We start from the raw sequence: 19482 nt of genomic DNA, 5'->3' as shown, positions 1-19482 counted from the left end.
CTGAGATTTCTTGTCTGTGGAGGGTCCACCTGTGGAGGCGGCGGCTGCTGCCTGTCACCGCCTCGGCGGTTGATCATGCGTCGGGTCCTGACCGCTTTGGTCTGGATGTTGAGTCATCGACCGCGACACAGTGGCCCCCACCCGGCACTCCGCCGAGCAGGTGCAGCAGACCAAGTCCGCCGAAGACCGCCGCGAGTGCGAGCAGCTGCGTGAAGACCATTGACGTCGCGAACGAGGAACCGAGCCAGTTCATCGCCCATTCGACGAAGGCGACGACGACTCCCGTGCACAGCGCATAGCCGGCGGCGACGAGGTGCGTCCACCAGGCTCTGTTACGAGCGAGGTTCCAGGCGATGAGCATTCCGGCCAGCACGACGCCGCCGTGGAAGGTCCAGATGATGCTCTGGATGGTCAGCGCCAGTTCGAAGCCGCCGAGGCTGCCGACAACACGATTCACGATGATCGGCAGCAGGTGCGGCAAGGCGAATGCGTAGATGCTGCTGAAGATGAGCAGTCCCATCCCGAACAGCCGCATCGCAATCGGGCTGCCCTTCACGATGAGCAGCGCGACAACGCCGAGGATGAGCTCGAGGACCGCGACCACGACGGTCACGGTCGGATACAGGGTGAAGAATTCGGGGCGCACTCCATCAATCATCATCGGCATCAACACGAATTCCGGCAATGAGCCGACGACTATGGCGGACCAGAACAGGATTCGCGCCGTCCACCCGGGACCGACTGCTCGTTCGTATTCTACCGAGGAAGCCTGCTGACTCATGTCATCACTGTAGGTCTGCACGGGCGAGGACCGCATTCTTTTCAGCAGGTGAAAGCCGCAAGCACGTGACCCAACATGACAGCTCCCTCGCATGCGGGACCGCTTATGTGATTGCCTGAGGGAGAACGCTACGGCTGAACTGCCGCCGAACAATCAGAGGAGTCACCTATGGCCACGATCCGCACCTCGCACGCAGGTTCCTTACCCCGCACCCCCGAACTCATCGAGGCCAACAAGGTCAAGCAGGCTCAGAACCACGCCCGCCTCGCCGGGGAAGCAGTCTCTGACGAGCAGACACGGGAGTTCGACGAGCTCCTCACCGCCAGTGTCACCGACCTCGTCAAGCGTCAGAAGGATCTGGGCATATCGATCCCCAACGACGGGGAGTACGGCCACTCGATGGCCGCAGAATTCGACTACGGCGCCTGGTGGCACTACTCCTTCGCCCGCACCGGTGGACTCGAACTCGACGACGTCGACAAGTGGGACGCCCCGGCAGTCCGCTCAGAACCGGGCAAGACGGTGCTGACCAGCTTCGGCGACCGCCGCGACCGCAACCTCTTCCCCGGTGTCTACGGCGATGCCAACGCCGGCACCGACACCGGTGACCAGCCGCAGTTCCCCAAGGCCACCAGCGCCATCAGCTACGTGGGTCATGATCAGGTCGCCAGCGACATCGCCAACCTCAAGGCCGGTCTCGCAGCCGCCGGCTACGGCGAACGCGACGGCTACATCAACGCTTTGTCACCTGGTTCGGCATCTCGCATCGCCAACGAGTTCTACAAGACTGATGAGGAGTTCATCTGGGCGTGGGCCGATGTGCTGCGCGAGGAATACCTCGCCATCACCGAGGCGGGTCTGACCGTCCAGATCGACGATCCTTCCCTGGCCGAGAATTTCGACCAGATCAACCCGGAACCGTCCTTCGCCGACTACCGGTCGTTCATCCAGGTCCGTATCGACGCACTCAACCATGCTCTGCGCGGCATCGATCCGGCCCAGGTGCGCGTCCACACCTGCTGGGGTTCCTGGCACGGACCGCACGTGACCGATCTGCCGTTCAAAGAGATCGTCGACCAGGTGCTCACGCTCAATGCCGCGGGCATCACCTTCGAAGCGGCCAACGTCCGCCACGAGCATGAATGGCGAATCTGGGAGGACACGAAGCTGCCCGAGGGCAAGTACATCATCCCCGGCATCGTCTCTCACTCCACGAATGTCGTCGAGCATCCCGAACTCGTCGCCGATCGCATCGAGCGCTTCGCGAAGCTCGTCGGCCCCGACAACGTCGTGGCCTCGACCGACTGCGGTCTGGGGGGACGCGTCCACCCAGAGATCGCCGTGGCAAAACTGCAGTCACTGACTGCTGGTGCCGAGATCGCCGGAAAGCGTCTCTGAGCTCAACTCTCGAGGCTCGCAAGCCTCACCCGAGACCTTTCGCCCACTTCACGCTCCGCTGCCGAGTTCTTCCTCGAAGCAGGCGGACAGCGTGGGGTGGGCGAACTGGTATCCGGTCTCCTCGAGCCTTTCCGGGCGCACCTTCTGATCGGCCAGAGCCAGTTCCTTGGCTCCATCGGCTCCGAGTACCAACTCGGTGACGAAGCCGGGTGTCGGGAAGCGTGCCGGTCGATGCAGGTGGGCGGCGAGCGACTCGGCGAATTCCTGTTGCGTCACCATCTCAGGGGCCACCGCGTTGACGGGTCCGCGCACATAGTCGGTGAGTACCGCGTGCACGTATGATCTGGCCAGATCGTCGAGGGAAACCCAGGCCAGGCCCTGTTCACCGCTGCCCAAACGACCTCCGGCACCGGCCAAATACAGAGGCGTCTGAAGTTTGAGGAATCCGCTCAGCGAAGTCAGTGCAATACCCGAGCGGATCGAGACCCGGCGGATGCCCAGCTCCTCAACCCGCGCTGCGGCGGCTTCCCATTCCTGGCAGACTTCGGCGAGGAATCCCTCCCCGGCCGGAGCGGTCTCGTCCACCGGCACCTCGGCGTGGGAACCATAGATTCCGACCGCGGAAGCACAGACGAAGACCTCGGGGCGTTTCGCCTCGGGCAGGGTGCGCATCGTCTCTGCCAACAGGGTCGTCGAATCGATGCGTGAGGAGCGGATCTCCTCTTTCGCCTTCTTCGTGAACCGGGTGGCGATGGTGCGCCCGCCGAGGTGGACGACCGCATCCGCCCAGGCCAGGTCGCGCGGGTTGATGATTCCCAGTTCGGGATTCCAGTGCGATTCGTATTCGACCTTCGGAGTCCGACGTACGAGCAGGCGCACGAAATGGCCCGCTGTGGAGAATAGTGCCGCGACTTGTTGGCCGACGAGTCCGCTGCCGCCGGCGATGAGAATGCGTTTGCCCTTCTTGTGCGTCATCAGGGGTGCGTGCATGCGTTCGAGGAACTCGATGTCCATGAGCATGCGCCGTTGCCTGGCTTCGAAGGTCGCCTCCAAGTTGTGGATGAGGCTGCGGTCGATCGCGTCGAAGCCTGCCGGGGCCATAGAGAACTCGATATGGTCATCGATCTTCGTTCCCCCGGCTACCGAGGAGAATTCGTGGGTGTGCTTCCACTGACTCAGTGGGCCCTTCTTGAGTTCATCGACGAACGAGAAACGGGAAGGACCTTCGGAATGCACCGAGCTGAATGGTCGCCGGACGAGACCGTAGCTGCCGGGCACGCTGGTCTTGACCTGCGCGATCGCGCCGGGTGCGATAGGAGGGTAGCTCTCCTGAACGATCTCCTGCGCCCAATGCGGGGACAGTCGGGTCAGTGCTCCGGGCTGCGCGTGCCAGTGATAGGTGGTCTCGGCAGCAAGTGGGACTTCAGATGTCCACTCGAAATTGGTCATGACATCCCTCCTATTCCAGATGATGCCACCCGAGCCTGAGAGTGTGACCTGCAACTCGCCCAATGCTGAGTGAATTATCCTCGCCGAGGTGGGCGCCGGGTCACGCTGTGCCGCGTTGAGCGCACGCCGCAACGTCGAGAGCCGACCGGAGCGTCGACCGTCCAGCGGAACGGCAAGAGCCGACCGCAGGGACTCACCCTTCGATGATGCGGTCGGCTCTCGACGACTTCGCGGCTAGCCAGCGCAGCCCGCGCCCTCAGGCGGTGGTGTCGGGGATCTTTCCGAACCTGAAAGCGGTCCAGAAGTCTCCGCGAACGTAGCCGTTCTCGGGTTCTGGATCGTAGTCCCAGTGCCGGACCGTGCCGATCTTGAGCGCATCGGCGACGAGCTGCCGACTCGACTGGCTGCCGAGCACATGCTCTTCGAGATGCTCGAGGTCATAGCGCGAGTCGAGCTCTGCGCGCATCGTGGCCACGAGTTCGGCATATGCGGCATCGCCGGCCCGATTGACCAGCTCGTCGGGATCGGATTCGAGGTCGAAGAGCAGCTCGGGATCGCCCGGGCAGATCGTGAGCTTGTACTGTCCGCGGATGAGCGTGACCTGCGGCCGGTACGTGCCTTCGGCGAAGTACTCGATGATGACGTCACGGTCAGCAGGTCCGGTCTCCCCCGCCGCCTCCTGCCGAGCGGACTCGAACAGGGAGACGCCAGTCGCAGCAGGGTCCGAGGTTCCTGCCAGCTCCAACAACGTCGGCATCAGGTCGACGAGGCTCACGGGGTTGGCATACCGACCCGGCGTGACCGCCTCGGCGGGGCCGTTGATGATGATCGGGACACGAGATGACTGCTCGTAGGGGGACATTTTGTACCACAGCCCCTTCTCCCCCAGCATGTCTCCGTGGTCGCTGGTGACGATGATGACCGTGTTGTCCTCGAGCTCGAGTTCACGCAGGCGCTGACGGATCTTGCCGATGTGATCATCGATGTAGCTCACTGCCGCATAGTAGGCCCGACGTGCCCGACGGATGTCCTCGGTGCCCGGCTCCTTCTTGTCCAGTCCGCTCATCGTGCGCAGCCGGTGGCTGTGCGGATCCTCGGCGATGTCGGGAACCTCGGGGTGGGCTGGGTCGGGGATGTCCACCTCGGCGAACCTGTCCCAGTGCTCGCGCGGCGGCTCGTACGGGTCGTGCGGGTGGATGAACGAGGTGACCATGAGGAACGGCTGGTCCTCGCCGGCGGCCTGGTTGGCCCGCACCCGTCCGTTGAGGTGACGCAGGGTCCGGAAGATCACCTCGTCGTCGAAGTCCTGCTGGACGTTGGCCTTCGCGGCACCGGCGGTGAAGACCGGATCGGCCTCGTGGTACCACTGCAGCTTCTGATCCAATGGCCGCTGCCAGTCGGGGACCATGTCGAGGTCGGCCGGGTAGACGTCGGTGGTCAGGCGCTCTTCGAAACCGTGGTGTTGATCGGGGCCGATGAAGTGCATCCGCCCGATGAGCGCGGTGTGGTAGCCGAGCTTGCGCAGACGGTGAGCGAACGTCGGCACCGAGGCGGCGAAGTCATCACCGTTGTCGAGGCAGTCGATGTCGGAGGGCATCCGGCCCGTCATCATCGACGCCCGCGAGGGTGAGCACAGCGGGGTGTTGCAGTAGGCGCGATCGAAGACCGCTCCGTCGGCTGCCAGGGCATCCATGTTCGGGGTGAGTGCTGCGGTGTCTCCGTAGGCTCCCAGTGCCTGAGCGGCCATCTGGTCGGCCTGGATCACTACGATGTTCGGCGGTTGCATATGCTGGTCACGTCCTTTCTCAAAAACGTCAGGTCTGCTCTCTGTGAAAGCATGGTCTGCGAAGTCAACTGCGGTGAAGACCTGCGCAGGTGTGAAGATGGATCAGGTTCGTACGAACCTGTTTCTCAGATGTGGATTGAAGGTGGCGTCGATGGGCTCATGCTGCGGCCCGGCACGGAACTCGCCCATCGGAGCGAGCCAAGAAGAGGCTTCGCCCGCCGAGGTGGGTGTTGAGCGAGAAGAATCCCGCACCGAGGTGCGAATGTCGGGCGGGGAATCGACCGCTGCGTCCGCTGTCCAAAGTCAGCTGCTGGCCGAGCTCGCGGCCCTGGCTCCGCAGGATCTGGCAATGATCGGCCTGTCCGGCGGCAGCTTCCTCATGGGCAGCGAGGATCCGCTGGCCTATCCCGATGGCGGGGAAGGCCCGGTCCGCGAGGTCAGCGTCGACGGCTTCGCGATCGCGGCAACGACGGTCACGGTAGCCCAATTCGCCGCGTTCGTCGCAGCGACAGATCATCGCACCGATGCCGAAACTCATGGTGACTCCTTGGTCTTCACCGGCCTGCTGGCCGAAGGTCTGGCCGAGACCACTCTCTCTGTGCAGGCTACCCCTTGGTGGCGTCCGGTAACAGGGGCCACCTGGCTCCAGCCCTCTGGCCCCGGGTTGAACGGCGTCCCCGGTGTTCCGGGATCGACGCTCGAGGGTGCGAGTCTCAACGACTGGGCCAGGCATCCGGTCACCCACGTCTCCCACGCCGACGCCGAGGCGTATGCGCAGTGGGTGGGTGCCCGGCTGCCGACTGAGACCGAATGGGAGTTCGCCTCCCGCGGCGGTCTCGAACAGCAGCCCTACCCCTGGGGTTCGGTTCGCGAACCCCAGGGTCTGGCCAGAATGAACACCTTCACCGGTGTCTTCCCCGACGCACCGACGATGCCGGTGGGCACCGTTCCCGCCGACGCGTTCGCGCCCAACGGCTTCGGCCTGCACAACACCACCGGCAACGTCTGGGAATGGACGAGCAGTCATTTCAGCGACCACGACCGGCGACCGGTGCTGCGCGGCGGATCGTACATGTGCCATGACTCGTACTGCCGGAGGTATCGAACCTCGGCACGCTCGGCCGCGACACCGGACACATCACTCGGTCACACGGGATTCCGGTTGGCCATCGACCTCTGACCTCGCCGAGGTGGCTTCGGGTTCGTCGTCCCCGTCCGCCTCGGCGTCGGTCGTCTCAGGCGTCCACCCGTCGGCCCATTCGCCGGTCTCGTAGTCATAGCCGACTGGTTCCCCGTCGGCATTCGTGCGTTGGTACCAGCCGGTGTAGTCCTCGTGTTCGGAGTCGATGCCGCCGTTGGCGCCATCACCCGGATCGGTCTGCACAACCTGGAGTGCGAAGTCGTCGCCGTAGCGATCGGCACCGGCGACCACCGCGTTGTCGACGGCATTCTGTGCGTACTCGCGCCGCAGTGCGAGCGGATCGGTGCGCAGCTCCTTGAACCACGCGACGATGATGAAGAGCATGATGATGGCGAACGGCACCGCTGTGACGATGACGAGCTGCTGCAATCCTTCCAAGGCGCTGGCGTTACCGAGGAGGAGCATGACGACGGCGATGCCCGACATCACGAGACCCCAGAAGACCACGACCCATTTCTTGGGTTCCTGGTCGCCGCGGCTTGTCAGCATACCCATCACAACCGACGCGGAGTCCGCAGAGGTGATGAAGAAGATTGCGAGGACGACGATTGCGACGAAGGGCAGCCATTCGACGAAGGGGAGGTTGTCGATGAGGGTGAAGAACACCTCGGGGGCAGCCATGCTGTCGGAGAACCCGGCCGCACCCTCCCGGTACATCCAGATCGAAGTTCCGCCCATGATGCCGTAGGCGACGAAGAGCAGGGTCGAAGGGATGAAGATCGTGCCGAGGATGAACTGGCGGATGCTGCGGCCCCGTGAGATGCGGGCGATGAACGTTCCGACGAATGGGGACCAGGAGATCCACCAGGCCCAGTAGTAGACGGTCCACACGGACTGGAATTCCTGTGTCTCAGCACCCCACGACAGGGACTTGCCCATCATGTCGAAGAGTGAGCCCAGGTACTCCATGAGCGCCGAGGGCAGCAGGTTGAGCAGGAACAGCGTCGGACCCAGGAAGAGGACGAGAGCGACGATGCCGACAGTGAGGATGATGTTGATGCTCGACAGGTAACGGATGCCCTTCGAGACACCGGAGACCGCGGAGATGATGAAGCCGACAGTGAGGACGCAGATGATGACGACGAGCATGTTGTTCGTCATCGGTCCCGCCCCGCTGACGATGCTCACGCCCGTGCCGATCTGCATCGCGGCAATACCCAAGGCGGCAGCGGTTCCGAACAGGGTTGCCACGATCGCGAAGATGTCGACGAGCTTGCCGGCGAAGCCCTCGGACTGGCGTTTGCCGAAGAGGGTCTGGAAGATCGAAGACAGCAGCAGCGAACGTCCGCGCCGGTAGGCGGCATAGGCGATCGCGCCGCCGACCAGGGCATACATCGCCCAAGCGTGGAAGCCCCAGTGGAAGTAGGTCTGAGCCATGGCCCCGTGCAGGGCCTCTGTCGATTCTGGGTCATTCGTCAGCGGTGGTGGGCTGATGAAGTACGTCAGCGGTTCGGACGGGCCGAAGAACAGCACGCCGATGCCGATTCCTGCGGCGAAGAGCATCGCCACCCAGGAGAAAGTGCTGAATTCCGCCTTCTCATCGTCCTTGCCCAGCGGGATCTTGCCATAGGAAGAGAACGCGAGGATGAGGAGGGCGACGAGGATGATGATCGCGACGACGTTGAAGAACCAGCCGACGTTCATCGTTGCCCAGTCATAGGCGGTCTGAGCCACCGAGGCGACGCTTGAGGGGCTGGTGATGCCCCAGATGACGAAGGCCACGGTGAGTGTGCCAGCGACGGCGAAGATGACCTTGTCGAGGGAGTAGCGGCGACGCTGCTCGTCGATCGCGATGCCCGGCACAAGGATCGGGTGGGTGTTGTGCGGGTACTGTGTGTTGTTCTCCGGCTCGTCTTCGCTCGGATGCCGGGGGCGACTGTAGTCGAGCTTGCCCAGGTTCTTGCCGGTCTCGCGGCTCACTCGCCTGGCGTCGGCCTTGAGCTTATCGCGTGAGGCTCGGCGTTCGGGACGCAACGACCCGGAACCGTCCGAGCCGAGAGTCGGTGCGTTGGCACCAGTATCGGAATCTGTTCCGGCGGGTTGGGATGTGTCTGGCGTGGAGTCATCGGACATTGAACGATGGCCCTTTCTCAATCGTCGAGGAAACGGAAGATCAGAAGTTGCCAGCGTGGCCTAAGGCTCTGAACCGCACCACCCGATTGCTGCGCCTTCCCATGAATCATTGGCGTAACCAGCCGTGGGATGGGGTGCTGTGCGCGTGGCAGAAAGGGTCCGGGCACAGAGGTCTGCCCTGAAAATACCCGCCTGTGCCATACTTTCGGACCCTAACAGCTTCCTGTGAGCTTCTCAAAGGAATCCTGGCACTACCCGGCGCAGAAGAGGAAGTTCAGCCGAGCTCGACGAGGATGACTCCGACGACGATGCAGCCGATCCCCAACATCATCCGTCGGGTCAGCGGATCTTTCCAGATCACGCGCCCGAGCAGGCAGACCAGGACGACGCCGATGGCCGACCACAGACCGTAGGCCACGCCGAGAGGCATCCCCGCGGCGAGGGTGAGGCTGAGGAAGAAGAACGCCAGGGCATAGCCCGCGCCCACGGGAATGAGCCACCGCTTCCGGTGCATTCCGACGCTGGCGCGCAGACTCAGGGTGGCACCGACTTCGCAGACGACGGACAGCAGCAGCCAGAACCAGCTCATGCGGTCACCTCCTCGCCCGTTTCACGAGGTTTGTCCTTGGTCGAGGTTTCGATCAGGACGACGCCGACGATGATGATCGCGATCCCGATCATGGCGCCGATGCTCAGAGTGTCACCGAAGACGACCATTCCCAGAACGGCGACGAGAGCAACACCGAAGGCGGCCCAGGTCCCGTAGACCACGCCGATCGGCAGGCCCAGGCGAAGGGTGAACCCAAGGAGAGTGAATGCCAGCGCGTAGGAGATGACGACGAGGGGAATCCAGAGGGGATTCTCGATCGTGGCTCGCAGCATCAGAGTTCCCGCGACTTCGGCGATGACGGCACCAGTCAGCAGCACCCACTTCCTCTTCATGCTTCCATCTCCTGCGCTGTCTTTTCCTGCTCTGTCTCTTCCTGTGCTGCCTCTGCGCTGTCGACGAGTGCCAGCGCGTGACCCCGGACGACTGCGAGGTCATCGGCCAGGAACACTCCGGTGGCCTCTGACATCCAGGCACCGTCGGCGCAGAATCGGGCCGTCGTCAGCAGGCCGCGAGCGCTTGCGCCGAGACCTGAGATGTCGAACCACGGGCTGAGGCAGCGATCCCACGATGCGGCAAGCGTGGGGTGATAGAGCGCATCGGAGAAGATCCAGTAGTCGGCTCGTGACACCTCGGCCGTGGTCGCGACCGAAACGTAGGCGCGATGCCGGTCGAACGCAGACAGCTCGACGGGCTCGCTGCCGGTATGGTCGTGCAGTCGCTGATGCCACTGCTGTGCGGCGTGATCGACGAGGCCGAGCATGAGCGCTTCCTTGTTCGGGAAGTGATACATCAGTCCCGGCTTCGTCAGGCCCGCGGCCTGAGCGACGGACTCGAGCGAGATGGTGACTCCTTGGATGGAGTCATTGCTCTCAGCCAGCGTCTTCGCAGCCTGCAGAATGCGCGCACGTGTGTCATTGACCATGCCTTTACTTTACCTTCCGGTTGGTAAAGTCCGCGAGGGGTGGGCAGGGTGAGACCAGTCACCGCCCGGTGCTGAGCGGCCACGCTCAGCGGGCAAGGCTCAGCCGGCCAGGTAGCGCGCCTCGATCAGCTCCACGATCTCTTCGCTGGCAGCCACAGCATCGAACTTCGGGTCTTCGACAGCCTCGGCGACTACCGCGTCGATGGCTCCGCCGATGATGAGCGCGGCGGTGCGCAGCTCGACTTCATCCGTTGCTCCGCGCGACTTTCGCGCCGCTGCCAGAAGGTCTGCCACCGGCTTCCACCGTGCCGAGCTCTCCGCCCGCTCCCCTCCGTGGATCAGTGCTTCGATGCTCACGCGGGCGTGGCTGGGATACCTGACGAAATGAGCCACCAGGGAACGCACATATGCAGCGGGACGCTCCTCCACCTCGGCGGCCTCAACCGCTCCACCGACCGATTCGACTACCGCGTCGAGCACATGCCGGTACACACTGCTGACCAGATTGGACTTGTCGGTGAAGTGGTAGAGGACGGTCGGCTTTGTCACTCCTGCGCGGTCAGCGATCTGTGACAGCGACACACCTGAATACCCATGATCAGCGAGGAGCTCGATGGTGACGTCGATGATCTGCACGCGCCGGGCACGCCGGGTGAAGGTCAACGCCGGTTCACGTGATCGTGCCTCTGCAGAGTCTTGTGTCATGCAGCGATTCTACCTTACGGTAGAAGTACTGACCGATCGTTAGAGGGGATCTGATGGACTCTGACAATGAACGACGCACCCGACCGTGGCTGCTGCGTCCTCGGGTGCTCGTGCCGATGATCGCTGCCCTGTCGATCGCGGCCCTCTGCGGATACTTCCTCCGGTCCCCATCGCCTGTCGGCCATTGGAACAACGCCGAGGGGGAGGCCGAGTTCTTCACCGCCTACGATCAGGCATTCGAAAGTATGCCGGAGCCGGCGGAGACGATGGACGTTCGCACCAGCTTCGGCGTTGTCCGCGTCTACCGGTTCGCCGGGACCGGAGACGCTTCACCGATGCTGCTGTTGCCGGGAACCGCTTCGTCGACACCGGTCTGGGCGGACAACATGCCGTCTCTGCTCAAGCTCGGCGACGTCTACACACTCGATCTCCTCGGCGAACCAGGCCGCAGCATCCAGGCATCTCCGATTTCCGATGCTGAGGACGAAGCCGAATGGCTCGCCGAGGCGATCGCTGCGCTTCCAGAGGACTCGGTGAACCTGATCGGGCTCTCGTTGGGCGGTTGGACGGCGGCCAATCTCGCCATCCGTCACCCGCAGCACGTGAAGACGCTGACCCTCATCGATCCTGTCCAGACCTTCGACGGCATACCAGTGGAGACGATCCTGCGCGCGATCCCCGCCACCGTGCCGTGGTTTCCCAAGGCCGGACGCGATGCCTTCAATTCGTATACGGCCGGAGGCATCGAGGTCGAGGATGTGCCGGTGGCAGACATGATCGAGGCCGGGATGCACCACTACTCGATGAAGAAGCCCCAACCGACTCGGATCACGGAACCGGAGCTGACCGACCTATCGATGCCCGTCCTCGCGATCATTGCGGGACGCTCGGTCATGCATGACCCGGAAACCGCCACAGCAACGGCACGGCGAGCTTTGGGCACCGAAGCAGTCCAAGTCTATGACGACGCCTCGCATGCCCTCACCGGAGAATATCCCGACGAGATCGCAGCCGACATCGGGGACTTCATCACTCGCCTCTGACTAGCGGCCCCGTCAGTTCAGCAGTGCCCGGTCCCCCAGTGTCGCGCCCTTGAGCTTGGAGAATTCACCCAGCAGAGTCTTCACCGTCAGCGACTTCTTCTCTTCAGCCGAGGCCTGATAGATGATCTCGCCCTCGTGCATCATGATGAGCCTGTTGCCCAGCGCGATCGCCTGTTCCATGTTGTGCGTGACCATGAGCGTGGTCAGCCCGTCATTGGACACGATCTTCTGCGTCAGATCCGTCACGAGTGCCGCACGCTGCGGGTCGAGTGCTGCGGTGTGCTCGTCGAGCAGCAGGATGCGCGGCTGGGTGAACCCGGCCATGAGGAGACTCAGCGCCTGGCGCTGTCCGCCGGAGAGCAGACCCACCTTGGTCTTCAACCTGTTCTCCAGGCCGAGTTCCAACGTGGCCAGCTCATCGCCGAACAGGTCCCGCCTCGCCGAGGTGGTCCCTCGCCCCAGCCCCCGTGTCTTGCCGCGCTTGAGCGCCAGAGACAGGTTCTGTTCGATCGTGAGGTCCGGAGCGGTGCCGGCCATCGGATCCTGGAATACTCGACCCAGATACTTGGCTCGCTTGTACTCGGGCATCCGGGATACCTCGGCGCCGTCGATCGTGATCGATCCGGAGTCGATGGGAAGTCGGCCCGAGATCGTGTTGAGCAGGGTCGACTTTCCCGCGCCGTTGGAGCCGATGACGGTGACGAAGTCGGACTCTTCGAGCTCGAGGGACAGGTTCTGCAGGGCCTTGCGTTCGTTGACGGTGCCGGGGAAGAAGGTCTTCGAGATGGTGTCGATCTTGAGCATGTGTCTCAGTCCTCCTTCGATTCTGAGCCGGCAGCTGTGCCTGCGGCCTTCGCAGACGTCCCCGCGGTGACGCCGGTGGTGCCTTCGGGGACATCGACCGTGCCGGCAGGAACCTGGGCGCCCGCTTCGTTGGCAGGATCGTCGGCGGCCACACCCTTCTCGGGGGCCCGATTGCCACGGGATCTCAACGAGGGTATCCGTTTGAGGAATCCCCATCTGGGCAGCAGGAGCGCAATCACGACGAGCAGCGCGGTCGTCAGCTTCATGTCGTTGGTGTCGAGTCCGGCGCGCAGGGCCAGGAAGATGATGAGACGGTAGATGACCGAACCCATGAGGGCGCCGAGGCTGGCCATGAAGATGTTGCGGCTGCCGAAGACTGCCTGGCCCAGAATGACCGAGGCGAGTCCGACGAGGATGAGGCCGATGCCCATGCTGATGTCGGAGAACCCTTGGTATTGGGCGATGAGGGCGCCGCAGAGTGCGACGAAGCCGTTGGACAGCGCCAGCGTGAGCATCGTCGTGTTGTCGGTGTTGACGCCGAGGCTGCGGATCATCTGTCGGTTGTTGCCGTTGGCCTGGATCGCCAGTCCCAGGTCGGTGGTGAGGAACCAGTCGATGGCGAACTTGAGGATGAGGGTGAAGGCGAGCAGCACGGCGATGGAGACCCAGGTGCCCAGCAGCATGTTCTCCCGCAGTGGGGTGAACACGGTGTCCTCTCGCAGGAGCGGGAGGTTCGCCTTGCCCATGATGCGCAGATTGATCGACCACAGACCGATCATCGTCAGAATTCCGGCGAGCAGTCCGTCGATTCCGCCCTTGGTGTGGAGGAGTCCGGTGATGTAGCCGGCGATGAGTCCTGCGCCGATGGCTGCCAAGGTTGCCAGGAAGGGGTTGACCCCGGCGATGATCAAGGATGCTGCGGTGGCACCACCCGTGGTGAAGCTTCCGTCGACGGTGAGGTCGGGGAAGTTGAGAACCTTGAAGGTCAGGTAGACCCCGAGCGCCATCGCTCCGTAGATGAGCCCGAGTTCCAGTGCTCCGAACATGTGTTTCCGATCAGGTGGTGATGTGAGGCGTGGGTAGGTGTCGCCGGCCGGTCACGGGACCAGGGAGGTCACGAGACTCGGCCGATCACGGAACGCGGCCGGCGACGGGGGACGATCAGTCGATGACCTTGTCGGCTTCGTCGATGATCTTCTTCGGGATCTCAACACCCTGGGCCTTGGCGGCCTTCGGGTTGACGACGAGCTCGAGGTCGGAGCTGGTCTCCACTGGCATGTCGGCTGGCTTCTCACCATCCTGGAGGATCTTCAGTGCCATCTTGCCGGTCTGTTCGCCCAGCTTCGTGTAGTCGATGCCGCGAGTGATCGCCGCACCCTGTTCCACCTGACCTGCTTCAGAACCGACGAGGAGCGCCTTGTTCTTCTCAGCTGCCTGGACCATGGTGGTGACGGCGGAGACGACGTTGTTGTCGGTCGGAACATAGTAGGCGTCGACCTTGCCGAGGGAGTCCACTGCCTGCGCCAGCTCACTGGAGTTGGCGATCGTGGCTTCCTTGATCTCGACGCCCATGTCCTTCGCGGCCTTCTTCGCGAGCTCCACCTGCACCTCCGAGTTGACCTCGCCGGAGCTGTAGACGATGCCGACACTCTTGGCATCAGGCTTGAGATCCTTGACCAGTTGGAGCTGTTCGGCGACCGGGTTGAGGTCGGAGGTGCCGGTGACGTTGGCTCCCGGTGCATCGTCGGACTTCACGAGGCCTGCTTCTTGGGCGTCGGTGACGGCGGTGAAGAGCACGGGAACGTTGGTGATAGCCTGTGCCGCTGCCTGTGCTGCAGGGGTGGCCACTGCGAGGACGAGGTCGAGGTCTTCGTTGGCAAATGTCTGCGCGATCGAGGTCGCGTTGGCCTGCTCGCCCTGAGCATTCTGTTCGTCCCATTCGACGGTGACGTCAGCATCTTCGAAGGACTTCTTGAATCCTGCGCTGGCCGCGTCGAGCGCCGGGTGCTGAACCAGCTGGGAGATGCCGATCGAGTAGGAATCGCCGCCCTCCCCGCCACCACTGGAGCCGTCTCCGCCCGAACATGCTGACACCGCAATAACCGAACTCACCGCCACAATCGCTGTGGCCAGATGCCTGAGACGCATACTTCTCCCCTTTGAAAAAACCGGTCCACCTGCGCAGAACCGGGACGAACCCTGTCATTTGTTCCCGCTCGTACCCATCGGTGGGCCGCACATGGAACGGCAGACGACCCACGCACCGACGCAGCTCAGATCATTCTGATTGCGCAGTCGGTCAGGGGTGCGACTGTGATGACAACCACTCTATTGGGCGCCGCTGACACGACCGACCAAAACAAGGTTTTGGAGACAATCGTCCCAGTATTGTTATCTGTCGCGACAAACGTCCCCTGGCGCCGCACATCCGGCACCCAAGCGTCCCGGTACGGCGTCCCCGCAGGGACGCCGTACCGGAGGATCAGGCATCGATGTCGACGTCCGATCGACCCAGCACATCAAGGATCCACGCGAAGTCGAAGGCAGTTTCCTTCCAGGAGTCATAACGTCCCGACGCGCCCCCGTGACCGGCGACCATTTCAGTCTTGAGCAGCACATCAGCTCCGACCTCACGCAGTCGGGCAACCCATTTGGCGGGTTCGACGTAGAGGACTCGGGTGTCGTTGAGAGAGGTCACGGCCAAGATCTTCGGATGGACCACCTCGGCGACGTTCTCGTAGGGAGAATAGGAGCGCATGTACTCATAGACGTCCTGGTCATGGAGCGGGTCTCCCCACTCCTCCCATTCGATGACAGTCAGCGGAAGTTCGGGCATGAGGATCGACGTCAGTGCGTCGACGAAGGGCACATGGGCGCTGACCCCGGCGAAGAGATCCGGTGCCATGTTCGTCACCGCTCCCATCAGCAGCCCTCCGGCCGATCCCCCGGTCGCGACGAGCCTGTCCGGGCTCGTCCACCCCTCGGCGACGAGGTGGCGTCCGGCGGCGATGAAGTCAGTGAAGGTGTTCTTCTTCGTCGTGGTCTTGCCCTGGTCGTACCAATGGCGGCCCATCTCGCCGCCGCCGCGCACGTGGGCGATGGCGAAGACGACCCCGCGGTCGAGCAGGGAGAGCCGGGACACGGAGAAGTACGGGTCCATGCTCATCTCATAGGAGCCGTACCCGTAGAGCACCAAAGGCGCAGGCTCGACGGGGGCTGCTTCGTGGGCGTCGGTTTCCCTCGCCGAGGTGGTGGTCGCCGAGGTGGTGGTGCCGTCGGCAAGTGCGACGAGGTCAGTGCGATAGACCATGGAGATCGGAACCTGAGTTCCGTCCTCGGCACTGGCCCAAACGAGGGATTCGCTGTAGCGGTCGAGGTCGACCGAGCCGAGGACGGGCTGGCGCTTGAGGACCGTGTCAGTGCCGTCTGCCACGCTGTGCTGATAGATCACAGCGGGTGTGGACATGGAGGTGAAGAGCAGTCGGATGCTCGTTTGTGTGAACTCGGGATTGCCGGCGAATCCCAGGGTTCCGGTCTCTCGCGAGAAAGGCAGTTCCCGCAAAGGGCCGAAGGGCGACGCGGTGTCACCGGACGTGGGCAGCTCATGCGCGCCCAACTCGATGATGCCGACTCTGGCGAATCCGCCGCGGCGATAGCTGACGACGATGAAGTCCGCGAAGGCATCGACATCTTCGATGCGCAGCCCGTCGACGTCAGCGAGCATCGGACGACCGATGGAGGTCGGATCGGCGATGGTGTCCGGTTCGTCGACGGCGTCGACGCTTTCGCGTGCTGTACCGGCTGGATCGGAGACGGGCACGTCGACGATGTCGAAGTCCTCGCGCTCCTGGTTGTGTGTGATGAGGAAGCGATCCTCACCGGCGATGATCGCGTGCTCCACGGAGTATTCGACCCCGTCGACGCGAGGCCAGACGACCTGCGGTGCCGATTCGAGGTCATCGGCTTCAAGCGACCAGAAGCCGGTGGTGGTCTTGGACCCGGTGACGATGAACATGTATTTGCCCGAGCGGGAGAATCCCGAGCCGACGAAGAAGCGCTCGTCGGGTTCGTGGAAGATGCAGACATCGTCACTGCTGTCGGTGCCGACACTGTGACGCCAGACCTTCTCCGGACGCCAAGCCTCGTCGACGGTGGTGTAGAAGACGTAGCGGCCGGTGGGGTCGATCGAGGCCCCGGCGAAAGTGCCGTCGACGGTGTCGGGCAGATCCTCGCCAGTGCTCAGGTCGCGCAGTCTCAGCGTGTACCGCTCGTCCCCGGAGTTGTCCACGCCGAAGAGCAGATACCGGCCGTCGTCGGTCAGCGAGAAGGTGCCCAGTGAGAAGAACTCCTGGCCTTCGGCGGCGACATTCGAGTCGAAGATGACTTCTTCGCCGGGAAGCGTCTCCTCGCCGACCTCGGGCGGAGTCCAGTCATCGACGTCCGCGATGGGCACGCGAACACTGATCCCGTAGTCGAGCCCGGCCTTCGTTCGGGAGAAGTACCAGTAGCTGCCGCGCCTGGTCGGCACCGACATGTCGGTTTCCTTGATGCGGGTCTTGATCTCGGTGAATATCGATTCCCGCAGTGACTCGAGGTGGGAGGTCTGGGACTGCGTCCACTCGTTCTCGGACTCGAGGTGGGCGATGACCTCCGGGGACTCCTTCTCGCGCATCCATTCATAGTCGTCGACGAAGGTGTGGCCGTGATGGGTGCGCTCATGGGGGATCTTCTTGGCCACGGGGGCGCTGGGGGCAGTGTCGTTCATGGTCCCAGCCTAGCTACCTCGATGCCGACGACGCAGTACAGGATGACGAAGCACCTGAAACACCGCTGGGACCGGATGCCCTCGCGACGCTCCAGTACCGGACCGCCGAGTGAGCAGAATGAGCAGAACGCGATCAGTGCGCACAAGCGCGTAATGTGACCTGCATCAATCTAAGCTATGACGAGCCTCACATGCAGTTCACAACAGATATGAAAGTTTGGTCAATGACGAACCAATCCGCCTCAGATCCTGGCGCAGATCCAGGGTCCGCGCCGCCCAATCCGACTCGGCGCATGTTCGGCCGAATCGCCTACGGCGCAATCGCAGTGGCAGCCATCGGGACGGCCACCACTTACTCGGTCAGAGCCGCAACAGCCAAGGGTGATCTCTCCTCCAACCTCACGCTCATCGCACCAGCCGGTGCCGGTGGCGGTTGGGACGGGTTCGCTCGGGAGACCCAGCAGGCCATGCGCGCGAACAAGCTGGCCAACAACGCCCAAGTCGTCAACATCCCCGGAGCCGGTGGCACCATCGGTCTCGGCAAGTTCTCCACCATGGGCGGGCAGGCCGACACCATTCTGGCCACAGGCACCGCGATGGTCGGCGGCATTGCACTCAACAAGTCACCCGTCGGGTTCGATGACACGACCTTGCTCGCCAGGGTCGCGGAGGACTACGACGTGCTCATCGCCGCCGCCGATTCCCCCTACGACACGATCGACGACGTCATCAGCGCCTGGAAGAAGGACCCGGAAGGGTTCGTCTGGACCGGCGGCTCCGCCGGTTCAGTCGATCACCTCACGATCGCCCAGCTGGCGCTGCTGGCCGACATCCCCGCCTCGAGCATCACCTACATTCCCAAATCCGGCGGCGGTGAAGCGATCCAGACTCTGCTCTCGGGCACCACGGACTTCGCCTCCTGTGGCTTCAACGAGGTCTCTGACCAGATCGAGGCCGGCCGCGTCAAAGCAATCGGCGTGGCCGCACCGAAGCGCATCGCCGGTTTCGACGACGTCCCCACGATGACCGAACAGGGCTACAAGGTGACGCTGACCAACTGGCGCGGCTGGCTCGGCGCCCCAGGCATCACCGAGGACGAGGCCTCACAGCTTGTCGACATTCTCAAGCAGACTCGCGACAGCGCGGAATGGGCAGATGCCCTCGACCGCAACAAATGGACGGACGTGTGGCTGACCGGTGATGAGTTCAAAGAATTCATCAAAGAGGACACCTCCCGGATCGAGAAGCTGCTGAAGGAGTTGGGACTGTGAGCGCTCAGACGTCAACGAAGAAGAGAACCAGGACGGCCCACCTCGGCGCCGGGACCTGGTGGCAGGGTCGATCAGGTCTCCTGGTCCCCCTCATCATGGCAGGGTTCTCGACCTACCTGCTCATCGGCATCATCACGATGGACATCGCCGAGGACACCGATCCGCCGGGGCCGCAGTTCTTCCCGATGATCATCATGATCGTCGGCTACGTGCTCACGATCCTGCTGACGATTGCATATATCCGCAATCCCGAACCCGTCGATGTCGATGATGATCTCCCCGCCGAGGTGGAGGAGCAGAAGGCGTTCTCGACACCTGTGACGTCCGCGGTGTCGGCCTCACGTCTCGACCCGCACGAAGAGGATGAGCCGTCCCAGGATCGCAAGGCACTCGCCGAGGCGCGGGCCGCTGATTCGCGCCACCGCACGCACAGCGACTTCGTGTCTCTGGCCTGGGGCGCCGGAGGATTCGCGGCCTTCGCCCTCATCCTCGAGTTCGCCGGGTGGATCCTCGCCGCGGCACTCCTGTTCTGGTGCGTGGCCAGGTCGATGGGCTCAAAGCGACCCCTGTTCGACCTCACTATGGCGCTGACATTCTCATCTCTGGTCTACATCGCGTTCGCGGTGCTGCTGGGGCTCAATCTTCCTTCGGGAATCCTGGGAGGTGGCTTCTGA

17 protein-coding genes are annotated in these 19482 nt (G+C 63.3%); 5 read left to right on the top strand and 12 right to left on the bottom strand.

Annotated elements, in window-relative coordinates:
• Positions 1-73 precede the first annotated feature (73 nt).
• On the bottom strand, positions 74-781 hold the full coding sequence (locus CXR25_RS03080) for a hypothetical protein (protein WP_125177929.1): 708 nt from the start codon (positions 779-781) through the stop codon (positions 74-76).
• A gap of 168 nt (positions 782-949) precedes the next feature.
• On the opposite strand from CXR25_RS03080, the gene CXR25_RS03075 reads away from it, so the two are divergent.
• Positions 950-2179 (top strand): cobalamin-independent methionine synthase II family protein, encoded by a 1230-nt coding sequence (locus CXR25_RS03075; protein WP_009884368.1) that lies wholly within the window; start codon positions 950-952, stop codon positions 2177-2179.
• Between the two features lie 48 nt (positions 2180-2227).
• Here the strand turns inward: CXR25_RS03075 and CXR25_RS03070 are convergent, their stop codons facing one another.
• Positions 2228-3628, bottom strand: coding sequence for a TIGR01777 family oxidoreductase (locus CXR25_RS03070; protein ID WP_009884367.1), 1401 nt, complete (start codon positions 3626-3628; stop codon positions 2228-2230).
• A gap of 256 nt (positions 3629-3884) precedes the next feature.
• Positions 3885-5414 carry a choline-sulfatase gene (betC, locus tag CXR25_RS03065; RefSeq protein WP_125240409.1) on the bottom strand — a complete coding sequence of 510 codons (1530 nt, stop codon included), beginning with the start codon at positions 5412-5414 and terminating at the stop codon, positions 3885-3887.
• A gap of 151 nt (positions 5415-5565) precedes the next feature.
• Here betC and CXR25_RS03060 point away from each other — a divergent pair, with 151 nt between their 5' ends.
• The gene (locus CXR25_RS03060) at positions 5566-6594 is read left to right on the top strand and encodes an SUMF1/EgtB/PvdO family nonheme iron enzyme (RefSeq protein WP_125240408.1); all 1029 of its coding nucleotides are present in this window, start codon (positions 5566-5568) and stop codon (positions 6592-6594) included.
• Here the strand turns inward: CXR25_RS03060 and CXR25_RS03055 are convergent.
• From CXR25_RS03055 to CXR25_RS03035, 5 genes are all read right to left on the bottom strand, one after another.
• Positions 6553-8688, bottom strand: a complete 2136-nt coding sequence (locus CXR25_RS03055; protein ID WP_114319943.1) for a BCCT family transporter — start codon at positions 8686-8688, stop codon at positions 6553-6555. The genes CXR25_RS03060 and CXR25_RS03055 overlap by 42 nt on opposite strands.
• Before the next feature lie 274 nt (positions 8689-8962).
• Positions 8963-9277 (bottom strand): DMT family transporter, encoded by a 315-nt coding sequence (locus CXR25_RS03050; RefSeq protein WP_069599474.1) that lies wholly within the window; start codon positions 9275-9277, stop codon positions 8963-8965.
• Positions 9274-9630, bottom strand: coding sequence for a DMT family transporter (locus CXR25_RS03045; RefSeq protein WP_069599473.1), 357 nt, complete (start codon positions 9628-9630; stop codon positions 9274-9276). Before CXR25_RS03045 ends, CXR25_RS03050 begins: the two co-directional genes overlap by 4 nt.
• Positions 9627-10220, bottom strand: a complete 594-nt coding sequence (locus CXR25_RS03040; protein WP_009884361.1) for a TetR/AcrR family transcriptional regulator — start codon at positions 10218-10220, stop codon at positions 9627-9629. Before CXR25_RS03040 ends, CXR25_RS03045 begins: the two co-directional genes overlap by 4 nt.
• A 99-nt stretch (positions 10221-10319) precedes the next feature.
• A complete protein-coding gene (locus CXR25_RS03035; protein ID WP_009884360.1) occupies positions 10320-10925 on the bottom strand; it encodes a TetR/AcrR family transcriptional regulator in 606 nt (201 codons plus the stop codon).
• A gap of 53 nt (positions 10926-10978) precedes the next feature.
• Between CXR25_RS03035 and CXR25_RS03030 the strand changes: the two genes are divergently transcribed.
• A complete protein-coding gene (locus CXR25_RS03030) occupies positions 10979-11968 on the top strand; it encodes an alpha/beta fold hydrolase (protein WP_125240407.1) in 990 nt (329 codons plus the stop codon).
• Between the two features lie 12 nt (positions 11969-11980).
• Here the strand turns inward: CXR25_RS03030 and CXR25_RS03025 are convergent, their stop codons facing one another.
• The 4 genes from CXR25_RS03025 to CXR25_RS03010 all read right to left on the bottom strand — a co-directional run bounded on the left by CXR25_RS03025 (position 11981) and on the right by CXR25_RS03010 (position 17537).
• On the bottom strand, positions 11981-12772 hold the full coding sequence (locus CXR25_RS03025) for an ABC transporter ATP-binding protein (protein ID WP_009884358.1): 792 nt from the start codon (positions 12770-12772) through the stop codon (positions 11981-11983).
• Between the two features lie 5 nt (positions 12773-12777).
• The gene (locus tag CXR25_RS03020; protein WP_125240406.1) at positions 12778-13818 is read right to left on the bottom strand and encodes an ABC transporter permease; all 1041 of its coding nucleotides are present in this window, start codon (positions 13816-13818) and stop codon (positions 12778-12780) included.
• A 115-nt stretch (positions 13819-13933) separates the two neighbouring features.
• Entirely contained in the window at positions 13934-14920 is a 987-nt protein-coding gene (locus CXR25_RS03015) for an ABC transporter substrate-binding protein (RefSeq protein WP_125240405.1), read from the bottom strand.
• Between the two features lie 334 nt (positions 14921-15254).
• Positions 15255-17537 carry a S9 family peptidase gene (locus CXR25_RS03010; protein ID WP_125240404.1) on the bottom strand — a complete coding sequence of 761 codons (2283 nt, stop codon included), beginning with the start codon at positions 17535-17537 and terminating at the stop codon, positions 15255-15257.
• Between the two features lie 224 nt (positions 17538-17761).
• On the opposite strand from CXR25_RS03010, the gene CXR25_RS03005 reads away from it, so the two are divergent.
• Both CXR25_RS03005 and CXR25_RS03000 read left to right on the top strand, forming a co-directional pair.
• The gene (locus CXR25_RS03005) at positions 17762-18808 is read left to right on the top strand and encodes a Bug family tripartite tricarboxylate transporter substrate binding protein (protein ID WP_125240403.1); all 1047 of its coding nucleotides are present in this window, start codon (positions 17762-17764) and stop codon (positions 18806-18808) included.
• Positions 18805-19482 carry a tripartite tricarboxylate transporter TctB family protein gene (locus CXR25_RS03000; RefSeq protein ID WP_096168639.1) on the top strand — a complete coding sequence of 226 codons (678 nt, stop codon included), beginning with the start codon at positions 18805-18807 and terminating at the stop codon, positions 19480-19482. The genes CXR25_RS03005 and CXR25_RS03000 overlap by 4 nt, the downstream gene beginning before the upstream one ends.

The organism is Brevibacterium aurantiacum (genome assembly GCF_003932995.1).
Classification (GTDB): domain Bacteria; phylum Actinomycetota; class Actinomycetes; order Actinomycetales; family Brevibacteriaceae; genus Brevibacterium; species Brevibacterium aurantiacum.
Note: the sequence above shows the minus strand (reverse complement) of the source record. Positions and strands in the feature narration are given on the sequence as shown.